At 70.0% G+C, this 25715-nt stretch carries 29 protein-coding genes and 1 pseudogene; 6 read left to right on the top strand and 24 right to left on the bottom strand.

Features of this window, described 5'->3' with window-relative positions:
• Window positions 1–23 precede the first annotated feature (23 nt).
• Both ACQF4J_RS24955 and ACQF4J_RS24950 read right to left on the bottom strand, forming a co-directional pair.
• A pseudogene (locus ACQF4J_RS24955) lies at window positions 24–161 on the bottom strand (ATP-binding protein); the annotation flags it as partial.
• A gap of 108 nt (window positions 162–269) precedes the next feature.
• Window positions 270–914: an RraA family protein gene (locus ACQF4J_RS24950; RefSeq protein ID WP_427166830.1), complete on the bottom strand. Its 645-nt coding sequence runs from the start codon at window positions 912–914 to the stop codon at window positions 270–272.
• A gap of 178 nt (window positions 915–1092) precedes the next feature.
• Between ACQF4J_RS24950 and ACQF4J_RS24945 the strand changes: the two genes are divergently transcribed.
• Window positions 1093–1941, top strand: coding sequence for a nitroreductase/quinone reductase family protein (locus ACQF4J_RS24945; RefSeq protein ID WP_427166829.1), 849 nt, complete (start codon window positions 1093–1095; stop codon window positions 1939–1941).
• A 35-nt stretch (window positions 1942–1976) separates the two neighbouring features.
• On the opposite strand, the gene ACQF4J_RS24940 is transcribed toward ACQF4J_RS24945, so the two are convergent.
• From ACQF4J_RS24940 to ACQF4J_RS24925, 4 genes are all read right to left on the bottom strand, one after another.
• Window positions 1977–4025, bottom strand: coding sequence for a HelD family protein (locus tag ACQF4J_RS24940; protein ID WP_427166828.1), 2049 nt, complete (start codon window positions 4023–4025; stop codon window positions 1977–1979).
• A 66-nt stretch (window positions 4026–4091) separates the two neighbouring features.
• Window positions 4092–4697, bottom strand: a complete 606-nt coding sequence (locus ACQF4J_RS24935) for a TetR/AcrR family transcriptional regulator (RefSeq protein WP_427166827.1) — start codon at window positions 4695–4697, stop codon at window positions 4092–4094.
• A 62-nt stretch (window positions 4698–4759) separates the two neighbouring features.
• Window positions 4760–6859 carry a phosphotransferase family protein gene (locus tag ACQF4J_RS24930; protein WP_427166826.1) on the bottom strand — a complete coding sequence of 700 codons (2100 nt, stop codon included), beginning with the start codon at window positions 6857–6859 and terminating at the stop codon, window positions 4760–4762.
• A 141-nt stretch (window positions 6860–7000) separates the two neighbouring features.
• A complete protein-coding gene (locus tag ACQF4J_RS24925) occupies window positions 7001–8110 on the bottom strand; it encodes a phosphotransferase family protein (RefSeq protein ID WP_427166825.1) in 1110 nt (369 codons plus the stop codon).
• A gap of 232 nt (window positions 8111–8342) precedes the next feature.
• Between ACQF4J_RS24925 and ACQF4J_RS24920 the strand changes: the two genes are divergently transcribed.
• Entirely contained in the window at window positions 8343–9173 is an 831-nt protein-coding gene (locus ACQF4J_RS24920; RefSeq protein ID WP_351560548.1) for an HAD family hydrolase, read from the top strand.
• Here the strand turns inward: ACQF4J_RS24920 and ACQF4J_RS24915 are convergent.
• Window positions 9115–10005 (bottom strand): GntR family transcriptional regulator, encoded by an 891-nt coding sequence (locus ACQF4J_RS24915; protein WP_427166824.1) that lies wholly within the window; start codon window positions 10003–10005, stop codon window positions 9115–9117. The genes ACQF4J_RS24920 and ACQF4J_RS24915 overlap by 59 nt on opposite strands.
• 172 nt (window positions 10006–10177) lie before the next feature.
• On the opposite strand from ACQF4J_RS24915, the gene ACQF4J_RS24910 reads away from it, so the two are divergent.
• A complete protein-coding gene (locus ACQF4J_RS24910; RefSeq protein WP_351560544.1) occupies window positions 10178–10360 on the top strand; it encodes a hypothetical protein in 183 nt (60 codons plus the stop codon).
• 57 nt (window positions 10361–10417) lie between these two features.
• On the opposite strand, the gene ACQF4J_RS24905 is transcribed toward ACQF4J_RS24910, so the two are convergent.
• Together ACQF4J_RS24905 and ACQF4J_RS24900 are read right to left on the bottom strand one after the other, a co-directional pair.
• Window positions 10418–11176, bottom strand: coding sequence for an HAD family hydrolase (locus ACQF4J_RS24905; protein ID WP_427166823.1), 759 nt, complete (start codon window positions 11174–11176; stop codon window positions 10418–10420).
• Window positions 11176–12054, bottom strand: a complete 879-nt coding sequence (locus ACQF4J_RS24900) for a winged helix-turn-helix domain-containing protein (protein ID WP_351561004.1) — start codon at window positions 12052–12054, stop codon at window positions 11176–11178. Before ACQF4J_RS24900 ends, ACQF4J_RS24905 begins: the two co-directional genes overlap by 1 nt.
• A 172-nt stretch (window positions 12055–12226) precedes the next feature.
• Between ACQF4J_RS24900 and ACQF4J_RS24895 the strand changes: the two genes are divergently transcribed.
• Complete coding sequence (locus ACQF4J_RS24895; RefSeq protein WP_351560540.1) at window positions 12227–12415, top strand: hypothetical protein; 189 nt, start codon at window positions 12227–12229, stop codon at window positions 12413–12415.
• Between the two features lie 35 nt (window positions 12416–12450).
• On the opposite strand, the gene ACQF4J_RS24890 is transcribed toward ACQF4J_RS24895, so the two are convergent.
• The 3 genes from ACQF4J_RS24890 to ACQF4J_RS24880 all read right to left on the bottom strand — a co-directional run bounded on the left by ACQF4J_RS24890 (window position 12451) and on the right by ACQF4J_RS24880 (window position 15736).
• Window positions 12451–13365, bottom strand: coding sequence for a GntR family transcriptional regulator (locus ACQF4J_RS24890; protein WP_351560538.1), 915 nt, complete (start codon window positions 13363–13365; stop codon window positions 12451–12453).
• A 379-nt stretch (window positions 13366–13744) separates the two neighbouring features.
• Window positions 13745–15001, bottom strand: coding sequence for a GNAT family N-acetyltransferase (locus ACQF4J_RS24885; RefSeq protein WP_351560536.1), 1257 nt, complete (start codon window positions 14999–15001; stop codon window positions 13745–13747).
• An 81-nt stretch (window positions 15002–15082) separates the two neighbouring features.
• A complete protein-coding gene (locus ACQF4J_RS24880) occupies window positions 15083–15736 on the bottom strand; it encodes an aerial mycelium formation protein (RefSeq protein WP_351799148.1) in 654 nt (217 codons plus the stop codon).
• 159 nt (window positions 15737–15895) lie between these two features.
• Here ACQF4J_RS24880 and dtd point away from each other — a divergent pair, with 159 nt between their 5' ends.
• Window positions 15896–16321: a D-aminoacyl-tRNA deacylase gene (dtd, locus tag ACQF4J_RS24875; protein WP_351560533.1), complete on the top strand. Its 426-nt coding sequence runs from the start codon at window positions 15896–15898 to the stop codon at window positions 16319–16321.
• Between the two features lie 14 nt (window positions 16322–16335).
• On the opposite strand, the gene ACQF4J_RS24870 is transcribed toward dtd, so the two are convergent.
• The 6 genes from ACQF4J_RS24870 to ACQF4J_RS24845 all read right to left on the bottom strand — a co-directional run bounded on the left by ACQF4J_RS24870 (window position 16336) and on the right by ACQF4J_RS24845 (window position 21180).
• Entirely contained in the window at window positions 16336–17301 is a 966-nt protein-coding gene (locus tag ACQF4J_RS24870) for a YgfZ/GcvT domain-containing protein (RefSeq protein ID WP_351560531.1), read from the bottom strand.
• Between the two features lie 10 nt (window positions 17302–17311).
• The gene (locus ACQF4J_RS24865) at window positions 17312–17749 is read right to left on the bottom strand and encodes a Fur family transcriptional regulator (RefSeq protein WP_351560529.1); all 438 of its coding nucleotides are present in this window, start codon (window positions 17747–17749) and stop codon (window positions 17312–17314) included.
• Window positions 17750–17765: 16 nt separating this feature from the next.
• Window positions 17766–18341, bottom strand: coding sequence for an FABP family protein (locus ACQF4J_RS24860; RefSeq protein ID WP_351560527.1), 576 nt, complete (start codon window positions 18339–18341; stop codon window positions 17766–17768).
• 249 nt (window positions 18342–18590) lie between these two features.
• Window positions 18591–19460: a hypothetical protein gene (locus tag ACQF4J_RS24855; protein WP_351560525.1), complete on the bottom strand. Its 870-nt coding sequence runs from the start codon at window positions 19458–19460 to the stop codon at window positions 18591–18593.
• Window positions 19457–20401: a hypothetical protein gene (locus tag ACQF4J_RS24850; RefSeq protein WP_427166822.1), complete on the bottom strand. Its 945-nt coding sequence runs from the start codon at window positions 20399–20401 to the stop codon at window positions 19457–19459. The genes ACQF4J_RS24855 and ACQF4J_RS24850 overlap by 4 nt, the downstream gene beginning before the upstream one ends.
• Window positions 20398–21180 carry a hypothetical protein gene (locus ACQF4J_RS24845; RefSeq protein WP_427166821.1) on the bottom strand — a complete coding sequence of 261 codons (783 nt, stop codon included), beginning with the start codon at window positions 21178–21180 and terminating at the stop codon, window positions 20398–20400. Before ACQF4J_RS24845 ends, ACQF4J_RS24850 begins: the two co-directional genes overlap by 4 nt.
• 177 nt (window positions 21181–21357) lie before the next feature.
• On the opposite strand from ACQF4J_RS24845, the gene ACQF4J_RS24840 reads away from it, so the two are divergent.
• Entirely contained in the window at window positions 21358–21720 is a 363-nt protein-coding gene (locus ACQF4J_RS24840; RefSeq protein WP_351560519.1) for a DsrE family protein, read from the top strand.
• Here ACQF4J_RS24840 and ACQF4J_RS24835 read toward each other — a convergent pair.
• The 6 genes from ACQF4J_RS24835 to ACQF4J_RS24810 form a co-directional block, all read right to left on the bottom strand.
• Window positions 21714–21974, bottom strand: a complete 261-nt coding sequence (locus tag ACQF4J_RS24835) for a DUF3099 domain-containing protein (protein ID WP_058924526.1) — start codon at window positions 21972–21974, stop codon at window positions 21714–21716. The two genes, ACQF4J_RS24840 and ACQF4J_RS24835, sit on opposite strands and share 7 nt — an antisense overlap.
• An 83-nt stretch (window positions 21975–22057) precedes the next feature.
• Window positions 22058–22348, bottom strand: coding sequence for a DUF1416 domain-containing protein (locus ACQF4J_RS24830; protein ID WP_043502058.1), 291 nt, complete (start codon window positions 22346–22348; stop codon window positions 22058–22060).
• Window positions 22349–22406: 58 nt separating this feature from the next.
• Window positions 22407–23246: a sulfurtransferase gene (locus tag ACQF4J_RS24825; RefSeq protein WP_351560517.1), complete on the bottom strand. Its 840-nt coding sequence runs from the start codon at window positions 23244–23246 to the stop codon at window positions 22407–22409.
• Between the two features lie 124 nt (window positions 23247–23370).
• Window positions 23371–23451, bottom strand: a complete 81-nt coding sequence (locus ACQF4J_RS24820; protein ID WP_350751515.1) for an Ms5788A family Cys-rich leader peptide — start codon at window positions 23449–23451, stop codon at window positions 23371–23373.
• Between the two features lie 224 nt (window positions 23452–23675).
• A complete protein-coding gene (locus tag ACQF4J_RS24815) occupies window positions 23676–24428 on the bottom strand; it encodes an LmeA family phospholipid-binding protein (protein WP_351799159.1) in 753 nt (250 codons plus the stop codon).
• A gap of 234 nt (window positions 24429–24662) precedes the next feature.
• Window positions 24663–25715, bottom strand: a complete 1053-nt coding sequence (locus tag ACQF4J_RS24810; RefSeq protein ID WP_427166820.1) for a hypothetical protein — start codon at window positions 25713–25715, stop codon at window positions 24663–24665.

Below are 25715 nucleotides of genomic sequence, written 5' to 3'. Positions count from 1 at the left end.
CGTGGGCAAGACGACGACGAGCACCCTTGTGCAGCGACTGCTGCCCGGGCGGTCTCGACGACGAGCGGCCGCCACGGCGGCCAGTGCTGGAAGTTGTCCGTCTCGTGCAGCCCTGGCCTGATGTCCATGAGTGTCTCGCCGACCCTCTCGGCATCGAACACCCGGGCGGGGCCGTTGAAAGCCGGTCGGCGGAAGCCAGCGGGATGGGGTCGGCGGAACCGGTCGGCGGGCCAGGGGCAGGCGGAAATGGGGCCCCGGAGCCGGTGTTGCTACGCCGGGGGCGTCCCGTCCTCGTATCCCTGGTCCGCGAGGATCTTGGCGATGCGCGTCCGGTGTGCCTGCTCCCACGCCTCCAGCGGTTCGGCGGCCTCCTTGGCGAGCTTGGCGCGGGCCGCGGCCAGGATCTCTTCGCCGCGCGCGGCCGGGACGACGACCACGCCCTCCTCGTCGGCCACCACGACGTCACCGGCCTCGACGCGCACGCCCCCGCAGGTCACGGGCTCGTTCAGCGGCGTCGCGGCGGCCTTGGCACCCGGGATGGGGATGACGCCCCGGGCGAAGACCGGGAACCGGGCCTCCCGCACCTCGCCGAGGTCACGGATCAGCCCGTCCAGGACGAAGCCCGCGATGCCGCGCCGCTGGGCGACGGCGCACACGTTGCCGCCCGCCAGCGCCCAGTCGGTGTCCCCCGACTCCACGACGACGACCGATCCCGCGGGCGCCCGGTGAATGGCCGCGTGGAGCATGAGGTTGTCCCCCGGAGGGCAGCGCACGGTGAAGGCGGGACCGGCCACCCGCCCGACCGGCCCCCACAACGGGCGGATGCCGATGTCCATGACCTGCCGACGGCCGAGGAGGTCGGCGAGGGTGGTGGTGGGGACGGACCGGAACGGGAAATCGCTGGCGTCAGTCATGAACGCGACGCTACCGTCCCGTCCCATGACTGCCGGGTCGGCCTTGTGCCGTGAGCGAGTTGGGTGCCCGGCCTCTGAGTGAGGCCGCGGCGGGCCAGGAGCCCGCCGACTTCTCTGCACCGCCTTCGGAACCTCCCGAGATTCCCGCCGCAGCCGCAGAGAAAGCAGCACCCACCTCATGCCCAACGAGTTCAACCAACAGATCATCGACGAGTTCCGCGCCAACAAGGGCCGCCTGAGCGGGTACTTCGCGAAAGCCCGCCTCCTCCTGCTGACCACCACCGGCGCCCGCACCGGCACCCCGCACACCACCCCCGTCGGCTACCTCCCCGACGGGGCCGGCCGGGTCCTGGTCATCGCCTCGGCCGGCGGCTCGGACCGGCACCCGGACTGGTACCGCAACCTCCTCGCACACCCTCAAGTAGGCGTCGACAGCGGCGTGTTCCGGTACGAGGCCCGGGCCCTCGTACTGGACGGCGAGGAACGGGAGCGCGCCTGGGCGCGGGCGGTGGAGGCCGACGCGGGCTGGGCGGCGTACCAGAGGAAGACCGAGCGCCTCATCCCCGTGGTCGCCCTCCAAGAGATCGGCCGCCCCGGGCCCCCGGACATCAACGCCTCCTCCCCCGGCGAGGCGATCAGGCTCGTCCACGACGTCTTCCGCCGCGAACTCGCCCTGATCCGCGGGGAGATGACGAACGGCTCGGGCGGCGGCACCCTCGGCGCCCAGCTCCGCGTCAACTGCCTGACCTTCTGCCAGGGCCTGCGCAACCACCACGCGGGTGAGGACACGGTCATGTTCCCCCTGCTCGCCGACCGCCACCCCGGGACCGCCCCGGTCTTCAGGCGGCTGCGCGAGGAGCACGAGCGGATCGCCGCGCTCGTCGAGGACCTGCGCCGCGCCGTGACCGACGCGACCGCGGACCCGGCGACCGCCCGCGCCGAGGTCGAGCGCCTGACTCTGGAGCTGGAGGCCCATCTGACGTACGAGGAGGAGGAGTTGATCCCGCTCCTCGACGCGGGCAACTGACCGGGGCGCACGGGCCGCCGACCCCGTGACGGGGGCTAGAAGGGCAACGGCCGCCCGTGCACCACCTCCAGCCGTGACACCGCGCGGGTCAGGACGACGTACAGCCGGTGCAGCCCGCGCGGCTCGGCCTCCGCGATCGCGGCCGGTTCGACGGCGACGACATGGTCGTACTCGAGCCCCTTGACCTCACTCGCCGGTACGACGGTCACGCGGGCGCCCAGCTCCTGCGGCCCGGCGGCCGGGACCCCGTCCGCCTCCAGCGCGGCCCGCACCCGCTCGATGTCCGCGTCGGCCGCGACGACCCCCACGGACCCCTCACCGCGCAGCGCGTCCCGTACGGCGTCCACGACCTCGGCGGTCACCTCCCCCGCGGCCTCCCGCACCCGAAGCTCCCCGTCCGCGCGCAGGGACCGGCCCGGCGGTACGTCGACGTCCAGCCGTTCCAGCAGCCGGTTGGCGAGTGCGACGACGGCCGCCGGCACACGGAACCCTGTGGTCAACGGCACCACGGCCGCGTCGGACTTGCCCAGGTGACGCAGGGTCGTCTCCCACGACCGCGCGGCCCAGGGCGTGGTGCCCTGCGCCAGGTCCCCGAGGACCGTGAGCGACCCGAAGGGCACGCGCCGCGCGATCGCCCGGCACTCCATCGGGGACAGGTCCTGGGCCTCGTCGACGACGACGTGCCCGTACCCCTCGGGGTGCTCGACGAGTCCGGCGACCTCGTCCAGCAGGACGAGATCGGCCGCCGACCACCGGGCGGACTTCCAGGACCGGGGCGGCCTGTCCCACAGCAGCGCCCGCTGCTCGCCGGCGTCGAGCAGTCCGTCGGCGGCGGCGCTCAAGGCATCTGGATCGCAGAGCAGTTGGGCGACGACCTCCTCGGGCCGTACCCGAGGCCACACCATGTCCACGTACGCGCTGATCGCCCGCGCCCGGGAGATCCTCTGCACCCACGCCCCGGACTGCGGCCCGGCCCGCCGCTCGGCCCGCAGCTGCACGGCCCGCACCACCCGCGAGCGCACCCGCTCCCGCCCGGTCCCGTACGGCGGCTGCTCCGCCCGCACACCCTCCACGATCCGCACGAGTTCACCGGCCGGCACCCGCCACCGGTACGACCCGTCCGGGATCTCGACGGCATCGACGCCCACGTCCGACACGCGCGCGTACAGGGCCCGGCGCAGCACCTGCGCCATCCGCGCATCGTGCTTGAGGGCGGCCGCCGCGTCGCTGTCGACTCCCTTCACGGGATGCCGGGCGATCTCCTCCTGGAGCGTCGACTGCCGCACCCCGGTCTCGCCGAGGGCGGGAAGCACCTCGGAGATGTACGACAGGAACGTGCGGTTGGGGCCGAGGATGAGGAGTCCGCCGCGCCGGACGCGCTGCGGGTGGGTGTAGAGGAGATAGGCGGCCCGGTGCAGTCCGACGGCGGTCTTCCCCGTCCCCGGGGCTCCCTGCACGCACACCGACCGCCCCAGATCCCCTCGTACGAGATCGTCCTGCTCGGGCTGGATGGTCGCCGCGATGTCCCGCATCGGTCCGACGCGGGGGCGTTCGATCTCGCGGGCGACAATGTCGCTGACGCGTGACTCGCCCCGCCCGAGGTGCTCGTCCTCGAACCCGGTCAGGTCCGCCGACGCGCCCTTGCTGCCGGGCGCCCAGCCGAACCGCCTCCGGTTCGCCACTCCCTGCGGATCGCCGGCGCTCGCCTGGTAGAAGGCGCGGGAGACGGGTGCGCGCCAGTCGACGACGAGGGGTGGGAGGGTCGGCTGCTCGCTGATCCGCAGGCGCCCGATGTGGTAGCTCTGCCCGGCGTGCTCGCCCGCGTCCTCGGCGTGGTCCAGCCGTCCGAAGAACAACGGCCCTTCGGGCAGTTCGCGCATGTGCTTCGCCTGGCTGCGCAGCCGGTGGCCGAGCACCTCGGCGTCCGCGCCGGAGGCGGAGACGTCCTCGCCGACGACGACCTGTTCCTGGGCGCCGTCGACCATGGCGGCGAGGGCGGTGCGACAGCGTTCGTGGTGGGCGCGTTCGTGGTGGAGGGCCGAGTGGAGGGGTTCGGTCAGGGCGGCGGGGTCGGCTGACGTCATGCGGACGAGGGTACCGATAAAACGTAACCGAGTTAAATTTTTTACCGTGTATCGCCTGTGCCGATGCTAGGCGAACCTCGGCAGCCCGACGGCGAGCATCTCGAACGCCCGCTCGGCGGCGGCGACGGCGTCCGGCCGCACCTCGTCGACCTGCTCCCCCGCGGCGATCCGCCGCCAGTTGTCCAGCGCGAGGATCCGCTGGACGGCGACGATCTGCCCTGCGGCCAGCCGCGCCTCCAGCCCACCGCCCAGCGCCTGGGCGAGCGCGTCCTCGGAACGCTGCTGGTAGGCGTACACGCGGGCGACGAGGGAGGGGGTGCCGTAGAGGAGGGAGTGGAAGGCGAGCACCTGGGGGTGGTCGTTGAGCCCGGTGACGGGGTCGTCCCGCTCCAGCCCGTCGAGAAAGTGCCGCCGAAGCGCCGCGATCGGCGTCGGCCCCTGGGCCACCACCCGGGCGGCCTCCGTCTCGTGGTCGGCGATCCGGTGCAGGACCAGGTCCTCCTTGGCCGGGAAGTACCGGAAGAGCGTCGGCTTGGAGATCCCGGCCGCGGCGGCGACCTCGGCGACGGAGACGACATCGAAGCCCTTCTCCAGAAACAGCCGGACGGCAGTCTCGGAAACGACCTCGTACATCCGCCGCTTCTTACGCTCCCGCAGGCCCATGTCGCTCATGGGGCGAGCGTAACCAGCGGCTGGAGCGGACGGCGGAGGCCCATCGGACCGCCGACGGAGGCCTACCGGTCGCCCCACGTCGACAGCACGCGCAGGGCCGCCCGCACGGTGCTCTTGTACGAGGTCAGGGCGTGCTTGACGTAGGGAGTGCCGACACCCACGCCGGAGAACTCCCGGCCGAGGTCGAGGTAGGCCGACCGTACGGTCTCGAACCCGTGGTAGACGTCGAAGTCCCTGAGGTGGTCCCGCGTGTACCGGGGGCCGAGGCCGGACGCCCAGCGCTCGAACATGCGGACGCGCGTCGAGGGCTCCGGCCGCGCGAGATACATGTGCCGGGCCAGGTCGTAGAGGGGGTCACCGATCCGGGACTTCTCCCAGTCGATGAGAGTGAGCAGCAGCTCGTCGTCCCGCCGTACGAGATTCCACCTGTGCAGATCGCCGTGGAGCAGGACAGGGGCCCGTTCGGTCACCCGGAGCCCTGAGAGGATCTCTGCCAGTACGTCGGCGTCGGGAAGACCGAGCGCCCCCGCGACCCGTAGCGCCCCCTCGGGCATGTGGCGTGTGACGGCCACGAGTTCAGCGCACAGCCGAGCGAGGAAGCCCCCCTCGTCGGCCGTCGGGTCGAGCGGCCGGTGGTCCACCCCGGTCAGCGCACGGAGCTGGTCCACGAGGGCGTCCGCCTCGCCCGGGCTCAGCCCCTGCGTCGGGTGCTCGGGCGGACGGTCGAGATCCGGATGTCCGACATAGGTGTGGATGGCGAACGAATCGCACGGGTAGGTGCTGCCCACCGCGAGAAGCCTGGGGACCGCCACCTGAACGCCCGCAGCCTCGATGGCCAGCAGTACGGCCCGCTCGCTGAGGAAGGCTCCCTCGGGCGGGCGCGCCTGGACCGAGCGGCGCCGCACCATCACCGGAAAGGGGAACTCCGCCGGCGAGACCAGGACGTTGCGGTGTGCGGTGCCCCGGTGGATGCGCTCGTCCGGAGCGGCGCCCTCGGCCACGAGAGCCATGCCGACCGCGGAGGCCGGGAACTCGGGGCGCTCCGGAAACCGGTGATCGGGGTCCCAGTCCACAGCGCCGACCCGGGTGGTGCGCAGTCCGGACGGGGCCATGGGACGACCGCCCCACCAGCGGAACAGGATCTGCGTGATCTCGGACGTGCGCGGAACGCTCGGGAGCCGAAGGGGCTCCTGGGCCGCCTCGAGGGCCCGGCGCACCGATTCCGCCGCCCGGTCCACGTCCGACACCTTGGACCTGGAACCCAGAACGTCGACCGCGCGCATGACGTCCGGGAAGACCGACTGTGCCCGCTCGAGCCTGAGGTAGTGGGGCAGATCCTCCGCCAGTCCAGCGACGGCCTCCGGGCCTATTCGGGTCGTGAACACCGTGGCCCAGACGCTGATCACCTCGTCCCACTGGTGATCGGGGTACCGCATCCGTACGAGGTGCGTGGCGAGGTCGTGCAACGGGTCGCCGTACGTGGCCAGTTCCCAGTCGATGGGGACGAGGCCGGGTGAGTCCGGGGCGGGCACGATGACGTTGCCGCGGTGCAGGTCCGCGTGCAGCAGGCCGAAGGGCCGGGGCCGCAGGACCGGCGGTCGCTCGCACAGCCGGACGAGGGCGTCCGGAGGCATGCCCAGGTCGGTGAACAGCGCGCCGAACTCCGCCCAGTGCCGCTTGCGGATGGCCCACTCCGCGTGGCCCGCCTGCCGCAGCCAGAAGCCCTGGCTGTCGCCCGGGCGGGGCCAGGACGACGGCAGCCGGGGCAGCTCCCGGGCCTTCACCTGGAACGTCATGGCCATCCGCCCCGTCAGCGCCTCGACCTGGAAGGCGTCGACGGGCTTGCCGTTCTCGGAGTGGTCGGACAGCGGCCGGCCCTCGGCGTACTCGTAGATCGCGAAGCCCTCGCCCTCGGCCAGGCACCCGGGCACGTCCGGCTGGTGGTTCTGCAGGCACCGCCGGATCGCCGCCTCGTCGAACCAGGTACGGGCGACCACGGGCAGCACACCGGCCTTGCGGAACCTCACGATCACCTTCGTGCCCGGCTCCACACGAAGGTGCGCGGCCAGTGACGGGGGCACCTCGCACAGGTGGATGTCGTTGTGATGGCCCCGACCGATCTCCGGAAGCGACCGCCGGAGCCGGTGGATCTCGTCGCTCACGGGGCGCCCCAACGACAGGGGGCGGGGAACAGGGCCAGCGCTCACTAGGCCGCTCCTGGTCGTCGGACGGTCGCCGAAGCCGGACTCGAGGTAAGGAGAGGAAAACTACTGCACTGCGTGTGGTGTGCGGGACACACACGGTCAAGATGCGGAGGACGCCACGTCCACGGTGGGTCTCTTGCCCAGGTCCGCCGTCCGGTGCCACCGGACGAGGGCCTTCGCGATCTGCGAGCGGTTCGGCACGGCCTCCAGTCCGAGCGGCCCGGCCGCCGCCAGGAGGATCCTGTGCAGTCTGACGGCGGCGAAGGGAAGACCGGCCCGGTCCAGGTCTCCTCGCCGGTCCAGTTGCAGGGACACGCGAATGACGTCGGTGAAGACCGACTGCCCCTTCTTGAAGGCGAGAATACGCGGCAGGTCGTCCTCCCAGCCGTGTGAACTTCCCCGCCGCGCGCGCTCGACGACCCGGCTCCATTCCTGAGCCATACGTCTTTCCTGGAGCTCCGGAAACTTCATGAGATAGAGGTGGGTGGCCAGGTCGTACAACGGGTCCCCCACCATGGCCAATTCCCAGTCGATGACCCAGATCCGGCCCTGGGGGTCCACGATGAGGTTCTCTCGATGCAGATCCGCGTGCAGCAGGGAGAAAGGACGCCGCTTCAGACCGTACACGCTCTTCCGCAAGCGGGTGAACGATTCCTCTCCGATTCCGAGTTCACCGAACAGTCCATGGAACAGCGGCAGGTTGGGCGTGTAGACCTGTTCCTCCATGAAGACGATCAGGCGTTCCAGGAATCCCTCGGTGTCGTAGTCGTCGGACCGGTCCTCCGTCGTGCAGCGCCGCTGCGCCTTGAGCATGTCCGGCCGGATCTGCACCAGTTGACGGAAGGTCTCCAGCAGCTGGTCGGTGAACACCTCGGGCACACGGCGGCTCTGCCACCAGTGCCGGACGCCGAGGGTCCGGCCCTCGATGAACCCCTGGAAGTGCGTACGGTCGATCGTCACGACGCCGGGCACGCGCTCGATCTCCAGCTCCCTGAGGTTCAGGAGCAGCTCCTCCTCCGACGTGAAGCACCTGCGGTCGAACCACAGGATCTGCGCGCGGGGCTCCCGGCACTTGACCCAGATCCGGTCCTCGTACCGCAGGACACGCGTCACATGGTGATACCCCGTGAACGTGTCCCGGACAACACTGCCGTCGACGCTCAACTCGGCGATCCGCGACGGACTGTCGGGGAGCGAGGCGGATGTCATGCGCTGGGTTCCGGCCATTCTGATCGAGCCGATGATGAAGAGGGACGCAGGCTACTACCCGGCACTCGAGCACCGGTGCAGAACCCGGGTATTCGAGGGTCCGGTCGCCTCGTTGGTCTAATCGGCGTACGTGCGCGCGAGGGAGCCGACACCTGCGCGTGAACCCGCCGGAAGCACTGGCGGCCGTCCCTCGCCGTAGGCGAAACTGGCACCTCGACCGCAAGGAGGCCCTTTGGACGAAGCGACCGACGACCAGGACGACCCGCAGGGTGACCTGCTGACCCTTCTCGGTCGCGCGAAGGCGGTCCTCTTCGACTTCGACGGGCCGATCTGCGCCCTCTTCGCGGGCCGGCCACGGGATCCCCGCACCCGGTCGACCACGAACGACGTGGCGGACGACATCAGACGGGCCGCGCGGGAGGAGTGGGGCCGTGCGCGTCTCGCTCCGGACGTCGAGGAGTGCGTCGACTCGCACCACACCCTCCTGCGCCTCAGGCTCATGTACGACGCCGAGCCGGACGGCCTGAGTCCGGTGGCCCTCAAACGCGCCGAGGACATCGTGACGCGGGCGGAGGACCTGGCCGTCGAGACCGCCGTACGGGCGTGGGGCGTCCTCACGCTGGTGAGGGTGCTGTCGTCCGACCTCGGCAGGCGCCTGGCCGTCGTGAGCAACAACGCCGAGGACCCGATCAGGAGGTACCTCGAACTGCCCCGGGTGCGGCTCCATTCGGTGTTCGACGGTGTCTTCGGCCGGGACCCGGACAACGCACGGCTCATGAAACCGGATCCGGACTGCGTGCACCGGGCCATCGACAAACTGTCCGTCAAGGCCTCCGAATGCCTGCTGATCGGCGACAAACTCTCGGACCTGCACGCCGCCCGTGCGGCGGGAACCGCATTCCTCGGCTACACGAAGAAACGGGTCCGGGCCGCGCAGATGAAGGAAATGGGAGCGAAAGTCGTGGTTTCCTCGCATCAGCCGGTCATCAGAGCCGCGCGAGAACTCAGGGAATTCCCCCCGACTTCTTCTCCGGAATTCCGAGTCCCTCCCAGGCGGAGTTGAACCACTTCTGCATGCCGTCCAGGAAAACCGCTCCCTGCGACTGCGGGTCTTTCACATGGTGCGTGAGCCTCGCGGCCACGCCTTCCACATCCGCCGTCGTGATCTGCCGCCCGCCCTCCAGCTCTATGGGGCGTATGACGATCTCGTAGAAGCCGTGCAGCGCCTCCTCGTTGTTGACCAGATAGAGCTTGAAGGTCGGTGCGAGCTTGATACGCCGGATCTCGAAGTGGACCGAGGGCACGAGCTTCGAGGTCTTCAACTGGCTCATCACGCTGCGCAGGGTCTCCGTCGACCGGCGCATGATGCCGACGAACCGGTCCTTCAGGAGCACGTCCTCGTGCGGGTCGTCGGAGCGCCAGTACGGGAGCTCCACGGATTCGGTGGGCAACAGGACGCGCAGGGCCACACTCTCCGGCCTGATCTCGCCGGCCTGGATCAGCTCTCCCTGGTACCGGATGTGCGAGTCCAGGGACTCCGCGGTGAGCGTGAAGACGTCCAGCGTCACCTCGGACTGCTGAAAGGCCTGCCCGATGAGCCGCCCCAACGTGACTTTGCGGTCGGGCCACTTGCCGACGGCCGGCGAGTCGATCCGCTGGTCCTTCAGGACCGTGGAACCGCTGCCTTGACGTGAGGCGATCCATCCCTCGTTCTGCAGTTCCCCCAGCGCCCGCTGCACGGTGTCCCGGGATACGCCGAACTCGTCGGCCAGCTCTCGCTGCGCCGGAAGCTTGGACCCCAACGCGTAGGTACCGTCGGCCATACGAGACCGCAGAACGGCGGCGAGGCGAGCGGACCTGCCGCCGCCACCTTCACCGCCCTGCTCGCTGCTCACACCGCGACCGTACCTCTCTTCGCCCCCGAGGAAACCTGATTCCAGTCAAATCGACAGTCCAACTCGCCTGCCGGTTAAGGGATCAACCAGTCAGGGCAGAACGTCATTGCGATAACCAGTCCAATTGGACTGCAAGTTGATCGCATGTCGGCAGGCGAAGTCAGGGGGACCCATGATCGCGATCCAGTTGGTGGCCGCTGTCCTCAGCATGGCCCTGGACCAGCTGCTCCAGACACGTTACGGGGCGCTGGGGGTGATCAGCCTGCTGCTCCTCGGCGCCGGCATCCGGGCCCGCAACTCGACCTGCGCCTCCATCGGGGCCATCATGCTGGTCCTGCTCATGACCCAGGCCTGAAGCGGCTCGCTCGCCAGGTCCCCGCGACGGTCGGACCGCCATGCGTCAGTCAACCAGTCAAGTCCGCGGACCGACCGGCCCACGGCCGCCCTTCAGTATCTCCAGCAGCGGCCACAGCGAGTCGACCACGGTCTCGGCGCCCGCGTTCCTCAGGGTGTTCGACTTGTCCTCGTTACGCGCGTAGCCGAGGAACGGCACGTCGGCCTGGCGTGCGGCCTCCACGTCCGCGGGCGAGTCGCCGATCATCAGGGCCTCGGACGGTGCCGCCCCCATGGCGCGCAGGGCGCGGTTGAGGCAGTGCGGGTCGGGCTTGAGCAGACCGAGGTCGCGGGTACGGCCGTAGACGTGGGGCGCGAAGCAGGAGAGCAGTCCGCGGTTGGCCAGGTACTCGTGGACCATCCTGGCCGAGTTGTTCGTGGTGATGGCCAGGCGGCAGCCCACCGCCGTCCAGGTGCGGATCAGCGGGTCGGCGAAGGGAGTGGGCATCGCGGTCGCCGCGGCCTTGATCTCCTCCGTGGTGAGACGTTCCTCCATCTCCGTCACCAGGTCGCTGCCCGGGTGCCGGAGGTCCACGACACGCAGCAGCGCCTGTGGATCCTCGTATTTGCGCTCCTCGTCCGTGAGCACGCCGGACAGACCCCGGATCTCCAGCCACTCCACGAAACTGTCGGCGATGTCCTCCGCCGCATGCCCCGCGAACAGCCGGCAGATGGGTCCGTCGAAGTCGAAGAGTACGAAACGGGCGCGGGTGATCAGTTCTCGCAGGTTCCCTGTCTCTACCGTCACCCGATCAGTCTGCGTCACATGAGAAGTCACTAGGAGAGTGTCAGGTCCGTGGTGATGGTTTCCCAGAGGGCGTCGAACCACTTCTGGGACTGCTCCACGAAGGCCGCGTCGCGTTGGCCGGCTCGTTGTTCGAAGGAGAAGAGGAGGGACTTGCCGCCCAGGGCGTCGTACATCTGCAGGGTTTCGCTGTCCCACTCCTCCTCTCGCTTGGTGATCATGTAGTACGCGATGAGGGCCTCGCTGCCGTTGAGCAGGTAGAGCTTGATGGGCGGAGTGAACGGCAGGGCGCGGAAGGTGACCCGGACGTCGACGCCGTGCGAGGAGCGCAGGGCCAGCAGGTTGTGCTTGAGGACCTGGCCCTGGGCGTTGCGCTGGGCCAGCCAGCGCTGGTGGACCGGGTCGTCGTCGCCGCGGCCGTCGACGGGGACCGGGAAGGCCAGTGCGATCTCCCGGGACGGCAGCAGGATGCGGACGTCGATCGACCGGGGGCGTATCTCGCCCCCGTGGATACGGCGGAGGGGCTCGCCCAGGGCCAGCATCAGGGTCTCCGCGGTCAGGCACGCGGCGTCCACGCGGACGTGGTCGGCCGCGAACGCCTCCGCCAGCCGCGGCGCCAGCCCCACCATCGTCGGCTGCGGTTCGCCCACGGCCGGCGCCGGTGTCGCGATCCGCGGTGGGCTGCCCTTGCTGACGTTGGTCAGCAGGCCGTCGTCCTGGAGTACGCGCAGGGCCTGGCGGACGGCGCCGCGCTCCACCCCGAACTCCTCGGCCAGTTCGGCCTGAGTGGGCAGGCGGTCGCCCGCCTTGAGGTCGCCGTTGTTGATCCGCTCCCGCAGGATGTCGGCGATCTCCTGGGGGGAGAGCCTTCTGCTGCCGTTCACTGCCACGTTCTCCTGGGTCACGACCAAACGGTACAACTCACATCCATCTATCGGGAGTTGTTTGTGAGTTGTTTATGAGTAGCTGCCAAGTGGGGACAACTTAATCAGAGTTGGCTGCCAACTTGGTCTAGTTGGCGGAAGGTTTGCTTCCTCGGCTTCCTCGATCCCGCCGACTCTGCCGCCTGAAGGGGGAACCACCGTGCCTGCCCTCGCCCTCCTCTCCGCCATCTTCGTCGTCGGCATCGAGCAGACCATCCAGTGGAAGTACGGCGTGACCGGAATCATCGGCCTGCTCCTGCTCACCGTGGGCATCAAGGCCAAGAACCCGACCGTCAGCTCGATGGGGGCCGTCGTGCTCGCCCTGCTGGTCGCGGGGCCCGCTCTATGAGCCGAGAAGCAGCCGTTCAGACGCTGTGGGAGACATCAGCTCGTGAGCAACAGCTCCGAACTGATCGTCTCCCACAGTGCGTTGAACCACAGGTGCGACTGCTCGACGAAGGTGGTGTCGCGCAGGCCGGCGCCCTGCTCGAAGGCGAACAGCATCGACTGGGTGCCCTCGGCGTCGTACATCTCCAGGTGCTCGTGGTCGATCTCCTCCTCGCGTCGCGTCAGCGTGTAGTACGCGAAGAGGGCCTCCATGCCGTTGAGCAGGTACAGCTTCACCGGCGGCGTGAAGGGCAGGGCTCGGAAGGTGACCCGGACGTCGATGCCGTGCGTGGCCCGCAGGGCCAGCAGGTTGTGCTTGAGGACTTGACCTTGGGCGTTGCGCTGGGCCAGCCAGCGGCGCTGGAGCCGGCCGTCGACGGAGGGGTCCACCGGCGTCGGGAAGGCCAGTTCGATGTCGCGGCTGGGCAGCAGCACACGGACGTCCAACTTGGCCGGTTTCAATCGCCCCGCGTGGATCTGGCGCAGCGGTTCGCCGATGGCGAGGGTGAGGGAGACCGAGGTCAGGCAGAGGGCGTCGATCTCGACGTGCGGGGCCGCGAAGGCGTTCGCTATCCGGGGCGCGAGGGCCACCATCGTGGGCAGCGGTGGGGCTCCGGGGCCGGTCAGGGCGCTGCGCAGCCCCGGATCGGGAGCCACCGTCGCGGGAGCCCCCTTGGATACGTTGGTCAGCAGGTGCTCCGACTGCAGGATCCGCAGCGCCTGGCGTACGACACCGCGCTCGACGCCGAACTCGTCGGCCAGTTTCGCCTGCGTGGGCATGCGTTGACCCGCACCGAGCCGGCCCGACCTGATCCGAGCGCGCAGCTCGTCGGCCACGTCCTGATGTGACGTCTGTGGCCGCTGTGACCGCGTCCCTCCATTGGCGGAGGCGTGTTTCGGGTCCACAACCAAACACTACAACTTCCCGCCATCTTTGGGCAGTTCCGAGGAAGGTGGTTATGAGACGCTTCCAAGCGGAGATAAGTGAAGTGAAGTTGGTAGCCAACTTCAGCAACATGGTCAAGCTTCCGAAGGGTTGGCTGCATCGTCCATCGGACGTGAGGCCTGATCCCGGTTCGGCTGGCCGGGCTCCCTTCCGGAGGGGAGCTGGGAGCCCGGTCAGTCCGCACAGCCACAACTCCACACCGACAACCGAACAGCCTCACCCGCACAGCCACAACTGAACAGCTCCATGCGCACAGCCACAACCGAACAGCTCCACCCGCACAGCCACAACTGAAGAGCACAGCTACGGATGAACAGGCAACCGTCGTCGAGCGGGAAGGGGCTTTCAGAACATGTCCGGGCACCAAGGGCGCCTGGACGTACGCAGCAGGGCGTCGGCCACCATGGCGGCGCCCGCTCGTTCTTCCCGAACCAGGCCCAGTGCCGCCAGCCGCGACGCCGACTCGTCACCGAGCCACAGTCGCGCCAACTCGGTGATGTTCAGCGAGAGTTCCGCGTCGTTCTTCGTCGGGGCGCAAGACACGCCCTGCGGCGACGCCTCCAGCCGGTAGCGGCCGCCCGCGTAACCCGCCGGGTCGGTCACCTCCAGCACCAGCGAGCCCGAACCCTCGTACGTCCGCGCCTCCAGGGCCCGTACGACATCCAGGATCCGCACCCACAGCCAGTCCGCCTGCGAGGTGATACGGGCCGCCCTCGGGTCCGGCAGGAGATGGGGGAGCAGGTCGTCGGGGGCGCGGGGGCCGCTCTTGACCCGCGTGACCCAGTCGATCGAGGCGAGGTGGTACCACAGGGCCCGCTCGGCGGCCGGGGTCGTCGCGATCAGCCCGCGCACGACCGCCGTGTCCTGCGGCTGCTGCTTGCCGTCTCCCCAGCAGTCCTCCACCTCGTAGGCGACCAGGCCTTCGAGCGTGCCGTCGGCCGCTCGGTAGGCGGCGAAGAACGGCTCGGTCCACTTCGGGTGGAAGCGCAGGGCGCCGGTGTTGACCTGCCACCACCAGTCCTTGCGGCTGACGGCGCCCGGAGTGGCCCGGCGGAAGCGGTCGTGGAGCTCGGGGCCGAACTTGCGGACCTCCTCGGCGTCCACGATGTCGACGCGGGCGCCGTCTGCCGGGCCGGACCAGCGCGGATCGAGGCCGGTGCGGAGGGTCTCCACGGTCCACTCGGTGGCGGTGGTCGCCGCGCCGAAGCCGTAGCGGCCGTAGATCGGGTACTCGGCGGCGATGAGCGTGGCCACGACGTCGCCGCGTTCCTTCGCCTCGGCGAGGTCCCGGCTCATCATGCGGGTGAGCAGGCCGCGCCGGCGGTGGGTGGCGGTGACGGTGACCCCGGAGACCGCGTCGGCCTGGACCGGCGCGCCGCCGACCGCGGTGACCTCCTGCGAGAAGGAGAGGTACGTCGCGACGCACCTGCCCCCGTCAAAGGCGCCCAGATAGCGGCCGGGCTCGAACTGGATCCGGCGGGCGTCCAGTTCGGCTTCCGTGGGGGTGGGCTCGCGCAGGAAGCCGGTGTTCACTGCGCGCAGCCAGTCGGGGAACTCGGCCTCGGTGATCGGGCGGACGTCGATGTCGGCGGAGAGGCTCATGGGCTCACGGTAGGTGTACGGCCTCGGGGGTGTCGCGGGCTTTTTCCCGCCCCCGCGGCGCCCGCGGCCCGCTCCCCCGCCTCACACCAGCAGGTCGTCCACCTGTGCCTCCCCCTCCCGGTACCTCCGCGTGATCTCCGCGCTGCAGTCGTCCGTCGTGCGCTGGAGGCGTTGCCGGCGGCGGGAGACCTGCTGTTCGTACCGCACGAGGCGGCCCATGGCGGTGTTCAGCTCCAGGTCCGTACGGGCGGCCAGGTCGGAGAGTTCGACCTCGGCCAGCATGTCGGCGGCCAGCTGCCGGTACTCCGCGCTGTGCGGGGTGCCCAGCGTGACGTGGCGGGCGGAGGAGCGGTGGCGGGTCGGAGCGTCCGTGAGGATCTCCGAGAGCCGTTCGACCACGGACGCCGCCCCTGCCGGAGACCTCCGGGCCAGCTCGGCGCGCAGGATGTCGATCCGGCCCTGCAGCAGCCGCCGGACATAGCTGAGGTCGGCCTCGTCACGCTGGGCGTCCCGGCGCAGGGTGCGCAGTTCGGGCAGGCCCAGCAAGGTCAGGTCGTGCTCGGGCGGACCGGCGGGCAGTCGCGGTCCCGTCGGTGCGATCGGTCCCACCGGTGCGATCGGTGCGACCGGTGCGACCGGTCCCACCGGGCTGTCGGTGCGCTGCGTGGGCGGCCTCGACGGCGCCCGCTCTCCCCTGCACGAGACGGGCTGCCGCCCGGTACTCGGTGTGCTCATGTGCCTCTACCGTCCCCTCGCCCGGCGTGTGGACAGCATCGTGCCACCCCAAGTGGCCGCTATGTGACCGAGTGCCCCTGATCGGCCCCAGATGGGGGGTTAAGGATCTATAATCACCCCGCGCACAACCCCTTCCGGACGGCCCGGCATGATGGGCGCATGCGTGCAGTGGTGCAGAGGGTCGACGGCGCGAGCGTGGTCGTCGACGGCGAGACGGTCGGGGAGATCATCGGCGAGGGGCTGTGTGTCCTGGTCGGGGTCACGCACGAGGACACCAAGGAGAAGGCAGCCCAGCTCGCCCGCAAACTGTGGTCGATCCGGATGCTGCACGACGAGAAGTCGTGCAGCGACATCGACGCCCCGCTGCTCGTCATCAGCCAGTTCACGCTCTACGGTGACGCCCGCAAGGGCCGCCGCCCCACCTGGAACGCCGCCGCCCCCGGCGATGTCGCCGAACCTCTCGTCGACGAGGTCGTCGCCCAGCTGCGGGCTTTGGGAGCAACGGTGGCGACGGGCCGGTTCGGCGCGATGATGCGGGTGTCGCTGACGAACGACGGCCCGTTCACCGTCCTGCTGGAGATCTGAGGACGTCAGAGTCCTCAGGGCTCGACGACGACCTCCTGGGCCGCCGCCGTGTCGCCCGCCATCAGGCGGGCGTCCACCGGGACGTTCCGCTTGACCAGGGCGAGGGCCACCGGGCCCAGTTCGTGGTGGCGTACGGACGTCGTGATGAAGCCGATCTTGCGGCCGTCGGGGTCCTCGTCGGCGAGGCGGATCTCGGTGCCGGCGGTGGGGAGGTGGACCTCGCTGCCGTCCAGGTGCAGAAAGACCAGACGGCGGGGCGGCTTGCCCAGGTTCTGCACCCGGGCGACCGTCTCCTGGCCGCGGTAGCAGCCCTTCTGCAGATGGACCGCCGTACCGATCCAGCCCAGCTCGTGCGGGATGGTGCGGTGGTCGGTCTCGAAGCCGAGGCGGGGCCGGTGCTGTTCGACGCGGAAGGCCTCGTAGGCCAGGATGCCGACGGCGGGGCCCGCCTTCTCCGCGTACGACTCCAGGTCCGCGCGGGGCAGGAACAGGTCGCGGCCGTACGGCGTCTCGCGTACGACGACTCCCTCCGGGACCTCCGCGATCGAACCGGCCGGCAGGTGCACGACCGCGAACTCGGCGGTGCGGTCGGCGACTTCGACCCGGTAGAAGAACTTCATCGACTCCAGGTACGCGATCAGCGCCTCCTGGGTGCCCGGCTCGACGTGCGCCCAGACGGTCACGCCGTCGTCCACCAGGTACAGCGCGTGCTCGATGTGGCCGTGGGCGGAGAGGATCAGGGCCTCGGTGGCCTGTCCGGCGGGCAGGTCGCTGACGTGCTGGGTGAGCAGGAGGTGCAGCCAGCTCAGCCGGTCCTCGCCGGAGACGGTGATGACACCGCGGTGCGAGAGGTCGACGAAACCGGTGCCGTCGGCGAGGGCGCGCTGCTCACGGAACAGGTCACCGTAGTGGGCGGCTACGCCTTCGTCCGCACCCTCGGCGGGGACGGCGCCGGGCAGGGACAGCAGGGGGCTCTTCATGGGCACAAGCCTACGACTCGGTAGTTGAACTCTTCAGCGAACAGTCCTGGCAGCGGCCGAAGATCGCGAAGTGCTTCATGTCGGTCTCGAAGCCGAACTCCCGGCGCAGCTTCGCGGTGAACTCGGCGGCCACCGAGACATCGGCCTCGATCACGTTCTCGCAGTCCCGGCAGACCAGGTGGATGTGGTGATGGCGGTCGGCGAGGTGATAGGTGGGAGAGCCGTGCCCGAGGTGGGCGTGGCTGACCAGGCCCAGTTCCTCCAGGAGCTCCAGCGTCCGGTAGACCGTGGAAATGTTGACCCCCGACGCCGTCTTCTTCACTTCCGTGAGGATGGCGTCGGGGGTCGCGTGCTCAAGTGTGTCCACGGCTTCGAGCACAAGTTGCCGCTGCGGGGTCAGCCGGTAACCGCGCTGCCGCAGATCACTCTTCCAGTCGGTGCTCACCACACCGGAGAGTCTAGAACTACTTGAAGAAGGCGATTCCGTCGTCCGGCATGTCGTCCGGCAGCGCCTTGGCCCAGCGCTCGACGTCCTCGGGGGTGACGACCTTCTTCAGGTGCGCCGACATGTAGGGGCGCAGCTCGACCTCGGGGGTCTGCTTCTCGCCGACCCACATCAGGTCGCTGTTGACGTAGCCGTACAGACGCTTGCCGCCCGTGTACGGGCCGGACGCCGCCGTGCGCGCCACCGCGTCCGTGACCAGGTCGATCTGCGGCTTCTTGTCGGCCAGCTCGCCGTACCAGACCTCGACGACACCGTCGTTGCGGACCATGGTGACCTCGACCTTGCGGTCGGCGTCGATCCGCCAGAAGCCGTGCTCGGACTCCAGCGGGCGGACCTTGTTGCCGTCGTTGTCGAGGACCCAGGTGTGCGACTCGTACTCCAGGAAGTCCCGGCCGTCGTGCGAGAAGGCCACCTCCTGTCCGAAGTTGCACTTCTCGGCACCGGGAAAGTCGTGCACGCCCGCGCCGGCCCAGCTGCCGAGCAGGAAGGCGAGGGGCACGAGGTCCTTGTGGAGGTCGGACGGGATCTCGATCATGAGTGGCTATTCCTGGAGGGATTCCTGGAGGGGTTCCTGGAGAGGGTTCAGCGCTGGCCCTGGTACAGCTTCTTCACGGTCAGGTAGGCGAAGGCGAGGACGCCGACGCAGACCAGGACCAGCAGGGTTTCGAAGAAGAACTCCACGACGTGCTCCTTGTTGAGCGGAGGTGCGGTACGTGCACAGGGCCGGGCCCCAGCTTACGCGGCCGGGGCCCGGTGCTCCGTGTGAGGTACGCCGAGGCCGCGGTCAGCCGAGCAGCTGGCTCTGCAGGGCCACCGTCTGCCGGAACGGTACGGGCCTGGCCTTGCCCTTCCTGGACTGCACGATCACCGCGAGGACGTCACCGGCGGACAGGTAGGCCTGCCGCGTCTGCTCGGCGCCGTACGGCGTCGTCTCGACGTAGGCCGAGTACTCGACGTTGTAGTCGTGGGCCTCGCTCGGGAAGTCGTTGTCGAAGACGGAGGTGATGGTGCCGCGCAGCTGGTCGGTGGGGCCGTCGGCCGGGGCCTCGCTGGAGAACAGGTCGTCGACGACCGCCGCCGTGCCGAACTGCAGCAGGTAGACGCGGGTGTGCGTGCCGTCCGGGGTGGTCCAGCCGCGGGCCGCGATGTGCCGCAGACCGTCGTCGACGAACGACTGCTTCAGGTTGTCCCGGGTCTCCTTCTGGGCGTACTCGGCCAGGAAGTCCTTCGTCGCCAGCCAGCCGTCCGTGCCGCGCAGCTTCCCGTCCGCCACCGCTCCCTTGGGGGCGGGCAGGAGGAGGGCGCGCAGATCAACGTAGTGGGTGCCGCCCGTGTTGCCCTCGGCGAAGGGCTCCGGACTGCCGGACGGCAGCGGCGGCCTGGTGAGCGTCGGGTAGTCCCAGCGCCCGTCCGACTGCGTTGCGAGGCCGGGCAGGTCGGTCCGCTGCATTCCGGTGATCCCGTACGCCGTTCCCGCCCCGACCGCGGCGAACGCGGTGACGGCGGCGGTCCAGCGCAGGACCGCGCGCAGCACGCGGCGGTCCTTCTTGACCGGCGGCTGCTGCTCGGCCTGCGGCAGCGGCTGCGGCTGGGCCGGGGGTGCCTCCGGCATCGGCGGCGCCGTCATGGGCTGCTGTTCCGTCTGCTCGGTCATACCGCCTCCCCGGGATCGCCGATGCGCTTGAGCTGGTCCGCCAGGAGTTCCGCGACGCCCTTGGAGTCGAAGGGCTTCACGCCGTTGGCCGTGACGTGGACCAGGATGTTCCCCTGGTAGGCGGAGCAGTACATCGCGTCCAGGTGCTTGTCGAGGCTCTTGGGCGGCAGGAAGCACTGGGCGTTGCTGTGCCCCTTGACCTTCGGGCCCTTGCGGAAGACGTCGAGGGAGCCGAACAGGGCGTTCTGCGAGTTCGACAGCCTGCGGACGACGGCCGGGCTCTCCATCCGGGACAGCGTGATGTTCACGGTGACTGCGGTGTCCGTGAAGAAGGCGCTGCCCGCCTCCTTGGCGTAGCTGCGCATCGCCATGCCCTTGACGTGCTCCTTGTCGATCAGCTTCTCGAGCTGCTTGCGCTCGGTGCGCGGCAGGTCGCGCAGGGACTCCTTGCGCAGCGCGGTGGCCTGGGCGGCGCCGAGCTCCGAGTCGGCGGCGAACTGACCGAAGTCCGGACCGCGCTTCCAGCCGTCGCCGTACGCCACGAGCAGCCCGGCGAGGCCCTTCACCGGGGCCTTCTTCGCCTCGGGTGCCTTCTGCTCCGGGAACTTCCAGACGGCGGCGCCGGCATCGCGGTCGGCGCCGTCGACGGTGACGACGGTGTAGCCGACGCCGGCCACGACGGCCGCGGCGAGCAGGGCGGAGGCGGCCACGGCGGCGATACGGCCGCGGTTGCGGGGCTTGCGGGCGAGGGGTGCGGGCGACTCGGGCGACCCGACCGGCTCGGGCGAGGGCGCGGCGAGCGGCTCGGGCGAGGGTGCGGCGACCGACTCGGCCGACAGCGCGACGGGCGGCTCGGCCGACGGCGCGACGGGCGGCTCGGCCGGCTGGCTGGTCGGCTGGAGGGCCGGCTGGACGGCCGGCTCGTTGGGGTTCTCGCTCACAGCCGCTCCATCTGCCGCTTCGCCAGGTCCATGATCTTCGCCTTCGGGATCGGCCTGGTGTCGTACATCCAGATCTCCAGGGCGACGTCACCGCGGTAGGCGTGCGCCTCCGCGCCGTACACCGGCATGTAGCCGACCTTCGTCTCCGGCCTGGTGTGGACGTAGACCATCCCGCTGCCGGTGCCGGGGACGGGCCAGCTGTCGGTGCCGGCCTTCTTCGCGGCCCAGTACTGGCCGTTGTCGCTGGAGTCCGCGGCCTCCAGGGACTGCTGCTGGCGGTACTGGACCAGGTAGATCTCGGTGGTCTGGTGGTTGCCGACCGTCCAGCCGGTGACGGCGGCGCGGCGGAACTCGTCGCTCACGAGGTTGCCGAACATCGTGCCCGGCTTCTCGTAGCTGGCGGCGTACTCGGCCAGGTCCATCCAGCCGTCACTGGAGAGCCACGGGGCGTCCTTCGCACCGGCGGGCTTCTTCACCAGCAGCTTGCGCAGGTCGCCGTCGACCTTCACCTGGCGGTCCTGCGCGGCGGACAGCGGCTCGGGAGCGTCGCCCTTCGCCCGGCCGAGCGTCGGCTGGGACAGCGAGGGCAGCGTCGTCGGCTTGCGGTCGGCCTGGATCAGGTAGCCGGTGCAGGTGCCGGCGACGACGCCCAGGACCGCCGCACAGGCGATCAGCAGGGCGGTACGGCCACGGCGCCGCGGCCGTACCACGACAGGCTCGGCAGACGCGTCGGGCTCCGCGGGCGCGTCGGGCTCCGCGGGCGCAACTGCCGGCGTCACCGGCGCCGGCGTCACCGGCGCCGCTTGCGGTATGTCCGGCTCCTTTGACTGTTCGGGCACTTCGGGTACTTCCAAGACGTCCCCCCACAAAACGTGAAGCACGCATTCCGTATGCGCGCTCACAGGAGACTCATGGCCGGGGGCCGGAGTTGTAGGTGCGTTGATTACGATTCGGCCATGGCGAAGAAGCTCGTGATCAAGGTGACGGCCGGGGCGGACGCTCCCGAGCGCTGCTCGCAGGCGTTCACCGTGGCGGCGGTGGCCGTGGCCAGTGGAGTCGACGTCTCCCTGTGGCTGACCGGCGAGTCCGCGTGGTTCGCGCTGCCGGGCCGGGCGGCCGAGTTCGAGCTGCCGCACGCCGCGCCGCTGCCGGATCTGCTCGACTCCCTGCTCGCCGGCGGCCGCGTCACGCTGTGCACGCAGTGCGCGGCCCGGCGCGACATCACGGAGAAGGACGTGATCGAGGGCGTACGGATCGCCGGGGCCCAGGTGTTCGTGCAGGAGGCGCTGGGCGACGACACACAGGCGCTCGTCTACTGACGGCGCTTCTTGCCGTCCAGTTCGTCCCACCACTCGTCCGACTGCGGGTCCCCGGACGGGTCGTCCCACCAGCGGTCGTCGGGGCCGCGCCGGTTGGCGACCATCGCGGCGACGGGCGGGATGACCATCGCCACCACGCACATGGCGACGGCCGCCGGGACCGACCAGATCCGGACGACTCCCCAGGCCAGGACGAACAGCGCCACGCAGGTACCCATCATGGCGAAATACGTACGACGGCGGCGGGCCAGCATGTCTCCAGAGTAGGCCGGGGCACGGCGAAGGGCCGTACCACGGGTGTTCACCCGTGGTACGGCCCTGCGTCGGTCTCGGTGTCTCAGACCGCGATCGCGACCTCGGCGAGCGCGCCCTTCTCGGCGACGACGACCGTGCGGTCGGCGGTGCCGCCGGGAACCAGCGCGCGGACGGTCCAGGTGCCCTCGGCCGCGTAGAAGCGGAACTGGCCCGTCGCGGAGGTGGGGACCTCGGCGGTGAACTCGCCGGTCGAGTCCAGCAGACGGACGTAGCCCGTCACCGGCTCGCCGTCGCGGGTCACCTGACCCTGGATGGTGGTCTCACCGGGCTTGATCGTCGAGGCGTCGGGGCCGCCGGCCTTCGCTCCACACATGTCTTTCTCCAAGAGGGGTCTGACCGGAGGAAGGCCGGTCGGGTCGAACGGGGGGTGGTTACTTGTTGGCGCCGAGCTCGATCGGCACGCCGACGAGGGAGCCGTACTCGGTCCAGGAGCCGTCGTAGTTCTTGACGTTCTCCACGCCGAGCAGCTCGTGCAGGACGAACCAGGTCAGCGCGGAGCGCTCACCGATGCGGCAGTAGGCGATGGTGTCCTTCGCCAGGTCCACCTGCTCCTCGGCGTAGAGCTCCTTGAGCTCGTCGTCCGACTTGAAGGTGCCGTCGTCGTTGGCGTTCTTCGACCACGGGATGTTGCGGGCGCTCGGGACGTGACCCGGGCGCTGCGACTGCTCCTGCGGCAGGTGGGCCGGGGCGAGCAGCTTGCCGGAGAACTCGTCGGGCGAACGGACGTCGACCAGGTTCTGCGAGCCGATCGCCGCCACGACGTCGTCGCGGAAGGCGCGGATGGAGGTGTCCTGCGGCTTGGCCTTGTAGTCGGTCGCCGGGCGCTCGGGGACCTCCTCGACCAGCTCGCGGGCGTCCAGCTCCCACTTCTTGCGGCCGCCGTCGAGGAGCTTGACGTTCTCGTGGCCGTAGAGCTTGAAGTACCAGTAGGCGTAGGACGCGAACCAGTTGTTGTTGCCGCCGTAGAGGATCACCAGAGTGTCGTTGGCGATGCCCTTCGCCGACAGGAGCTTCTCGAAGCCCTCCTGGTCGATGAAGTCGCGGCGGACCGGGTCCTGCAGGTCCTTGGTCCAGTCGATGCGGATCGCGTTCTTGATGTGGTTCTTCTCGTAGGCGGACGTGTCTTCGTCCACCTCCACGATCGCGATGTTCGGGTCGTCGAGGTTGGCCTCGACCCAGTCGGCGTCGACGAGGACGTCGCTGCGGCTCATGCTCTTTCTCCTCCGGGGCAGTTGCGGCGGGGCATACGAGTGTGAGGGGTACGCGCGCTCGTGCGGGGGCGGCGCACCGGTGCCCTGAACAGGGCGGGGGGATGCGGAGGCCTGCGCCGTCCGCTCAGAAGGGGCGACAGAGCATGGCGGCGACGCGGCACAGGTCTACTGCCCGCCGCTTCGTGAGGTCCGCCTGTCGCTTCATAGTGGTCGATCGTAGGGACGGACAGGCGACCGTGTCACCGGCGTGTCATATGGCGAGACGCGATCGTCCGGGATGTGGGATGAGAGTGGGGTCCGGGCCGCGACCGCACGGCTCGGGAGCGGCTGTATCCGTCATCACATCTGCGGTACGGACGACGGCGTCTCACCTTCTGGACGGCCGCGCTGCCCGGACTGCGTACGATCCGCCGCCCGCCGGGGCTCGTACTACCCCGCCAGCCTGACGTTCGAACCCTTCACCGTGATCTCCACACCGTTCTTCGCGGCCTGCACACTGTCCAGCTTCACACCGCCGGGCAGCCGGTCGATGGTCTGCTGGAAGTCGGTGATGGAGCGGATGCGGGCGTCGGCGAGGTCGACGACCAGCTTGGGGAGGTCGTCGGCGTGGACCTTCACCGAGTCGCCGTCGACGGTGACCGAGCTGAGTACCGGGTAGGTCCGGGCGCCGGCCGGGGTCGTGATCTTGATGTTGACCTTGATCTTGCCGTTGCCGCCGTCGGACAGGTCGACGACCTGGGCCTTGATGCCGGGGAGGATCTGCGTCGGCTCGGACTTCGCGGCCTTCAGGAGTTCGTCGTAGGCGACGGTGGCGGTGCCGGTCGCGCTGGTCGCGGTGGCGGAGCTGTAGTCGCCGGAGAAGGAGACGCCCTTCATGTCGGCCTTCAGGTCGTCGATCCGGATCGTCTTCGGCACACCGGCGCTGTTGCCGGCGGTGCCGGCGCCCGTGTCGGCCTCGTAGTCCTTGATGCCGATCTGCACGTCGTCCAGTTCACCGGAGGCGACCTGGGTGAGGAACGGGAAGCCCTTGATGGAGACGTCCGGGGTCGAGGCCAGGTTCTCGGTGGTCCTCACCTTGTCCGCGGCCTCGTTCTCGGCGAAGTGGACGGCGACGCGGTCGGCGATCACGAAGAGACCGCCGAGGATCACGACGACGATCAGGAGTATTCGCAGGGCGCGCATCCGGTGTTCCCCCAACTGGCCGACTAGGGCGACGGTCTGACGGTCCGGCCTCTCCGGGTCGAGTGGCCACCGTTCGCGAGCGTAACCCTGGCCGGGGGGTCGGCCGGGGGATTGTCGATCAGCTGTGACGTAGGGCGCGGGGAGTCAGGTCACCGTCCCTGGGGGCTTGCAGCCCCCAGCCACCCGATGTCGGCCCTGCGGGCCCCGTCCTCAAACGCCGGAAGGGCTTGATGATCACGGGCCCAGTACCCATACCAGCGGTGCCGCCGCGCTCAGCGGGAGAGCCACGCCGGCCGTGAAGTGGACGAACCTCGACGGGTAGTCGTAGCTCGCCACCCGGTGACCGATCAGCGCGCACGCTGCCGCCGCAGCGCCGAGGACGGCGCCCTTCGTGCCGAAGTCCGTCATGCCGCCCACCGCGATGCCCGCGCCGGCGGCGGCGAGCAGGGAGACGACGACCGACGCCGGGGTCGGCAGCGGCAGGGCACGCGCCAGGACGGCCACCGCGACCGCCGCCGCGCCGACGGTCACCGCGTCCGCGCCGGCGGCGAGGTAGCCGGCCTCCACGATCGCCAGCGCCGCCGAGGCGACCGTGGCCATCAGGCCGTACATCCGCTCGTCCGGATCGGCGTGCGAGCGCAGCTGCAGGACCAGGGAGAGCAGGACCCAGACCCCGAGGGTGCCGAGGATGGCCGCCGGCCCCTGTCCGCGGCCCGCGACGAGCAGCGCCGCGTCCGCGACCAACGCGCCGAGGAAGGCGAGAGCGATGCCCTGCCGCGCCGGCCACATGCCGTTCAGCCGGAACCAGCCCGCCGCGGTGACGGCCTGGAGGGCGACGAGCGGGACGAGGAGGGCGTACGAGCCGAGCGCCGCCGCACCGGACAGCAGCAGACCCAGCAGCGCCGTGAGCGCGGCCGGCTGCATCCCCGGTTCGATGATCGGGGAACGGCCCTCGAGGCGCGCCCGCTGAGCGTCCGTTATGCGGGAGTTCCCGGCGACCGTGGCGGGACCGTACGCCGGGGCGGGCTCGGAAGCGCCGGTGTGCAGGGCCTCTTCAGGTGCCTGGACATACGGCTGCGGCTGCGCATGCTGCTCCTGCGGATAGGCATACGGCTGGGCCTGCGGCTGCGGCTGGTAGGACACCGGCGGCTGCACCTGTGTCTCCCACGTCTGCCCCTGCCACTGCTGCGTGTACTGCTGGGCGTACTGGTCGTCGTACGCCTGCTGCCACTGGGGGTCGTACCCCTGCGGGTACGGGTTCTGGTTCTGGTACGGCTGCTCGGTCAT

Origin of the sequence: Streptomyces sp. C1-1 (assembly GCF_050214755.1) — a bacterium.
Taxonomy (GTDB): Bacteria; Actinomycetota; Actinomycetes; order Streptomycetales; family Streptomycetaceae; genus Streptomyces.
Note: the sequence above shows the minus strand (reverse complement) of the source record. Positions and strands in the feature narration are given on the sequence as shown.

Bases quoted from the DNA above. Each gene is read 5' to 3' on its own strand.
- ACQF4J_RS24820 (WP_350751515.1), bottom strand. From the start codon at position 23,451: ATGAAGCGACAGGCGGACCTCACGAAGCGGCGGGCAGTAGACCTGTGC.
- ACQF4J_RS24835 (WP_058924526.1), bottom strand. From the start codon at position 21,974: ATGCTGGCCCGCCGCCGTCGTACGTATTTCGCCATGATGGGTACCTGC.
- ACQF4J_RS24830 (WP_043502058.1), bottom strand. From the start codon at position 22,348: ATGTGTGGAGCGAAGGCCGGCGGCCCCGACGCCTCGACGATCAAGCCC.
- ACQF4J_RS24925 (WP_427166825.1), bottom strand. From the start codon at position 8,110: ATGACATCCGCCTCGCTCCCCGACAGTCCGTCGCGGATCGCCGAGTTG.
- ACQF4J_RS24810 (WP_427166820.1), bottom strand. From the start codon at position 25,715: ATGACCGAGCAGCCGTACCAGAACCAGAACCCGTACCCGCAGGGGTAC.
- ACQF4J_RS24950 (WP_427166830.1), bottom strand. From the start codon at position 914: ATGACTGACGCCAGCGATTTCCCGTTCCGGTCCGTCCCCACCACCACC.
- ACQF4J_RS24880 (WP_351799148.1), bottom strand. From the start codon at position 15,736: ATGAGCACACCGAGTACCGGGCGGCAGCCCGTCTCGTGCAGGGGAGAG.
- ACQF4J_RS24870 (WP_351560531.1), bottom strand. From the start codon at position 17,301: ATGAAGAGCCCCCTGCTGTCCCTGCCCGGCGCCGTCCCCGCCGAGGGT.
- ACQF4J_RS24885 (WP_351560536.1), bottom strand. From the start codon at position 15,001: ATGAGCCTCTCCGCCGACATCGACGTCCGCCCGATCACCGAGGCCGAG.
- ACQF4J_RS24855 (WP_351560525.1), bottom strand. From the start codon at position 19,460: ATGACCGAGCAGACGGAACAGCAGCCCATGACGGCGCCGCCGATGCCG.
- dtd (WP_351560533.1), top strand. From the start codon at position 15,896: ATGCGTGCAGTGGTGCAGAGGGTCGACGGCGCGAGCGTGGTCGTCGAC.
- ACQF4J_RS24840 (WP_351560519.1), top strand. From the start codon at position 21,358: ATGGCGAAGAAGCTCGTGATCAAGGTGACGGCCGGGGCGGACGCTCCC.
- ACQF4J_RS24945 (WP_427166829.1), top strand. From the start codon at position 1,093: ATGCCCAACGAGTTCAACCAACAGATCATCGACGAGTTCCGCGCCAAC.
- ACQF4J_RS24860 (WP_351560527.1), bottom strand. From the start codon at position 18,341: ATGATCGAGATCCCGTCCGACCTCCACAAGGACCTCGTGCCCCTCGCC.
- ACQF4J_RS24910 (WP_351560544.1), top strand. From the start codon at position 10,178: ATGATCGCGATCCAGTTGGTGGCCGCTGTCCTCAGCATGGCCCTGGAC.
- ACQF4J_RS24940 (WP_427166828.1), bottom strand. From the start codon at position 4,025: ATGACGTCAGCCGACCCCGCCGCCCTGACCGAACCCCTCCACTCGGCC.
- ACQF4J_RS24815 (WP_351799159.1), bottom strand. From the start codon at position 24,428: ATGCGCGCCCTGCGAATACTCCTGATCGTCGTCGTGATCCTCGGCGGT.
- ACQF4J_RS24825 (WP_351560517.1), bottom strand. From the start codon at position 23,246: ATGAGCCGCAGCGACGTCCTCGTCGACGCCGACTGGGTCGAGGCCAAC.
- ACQF4J_RS24935 (WP_427166827.1), bottom strand. From the start codon at position 4,697: ATGAGCGACATGGGCCTGCGGGAGCGTAAGAAGCGGCGGATGTACGAG.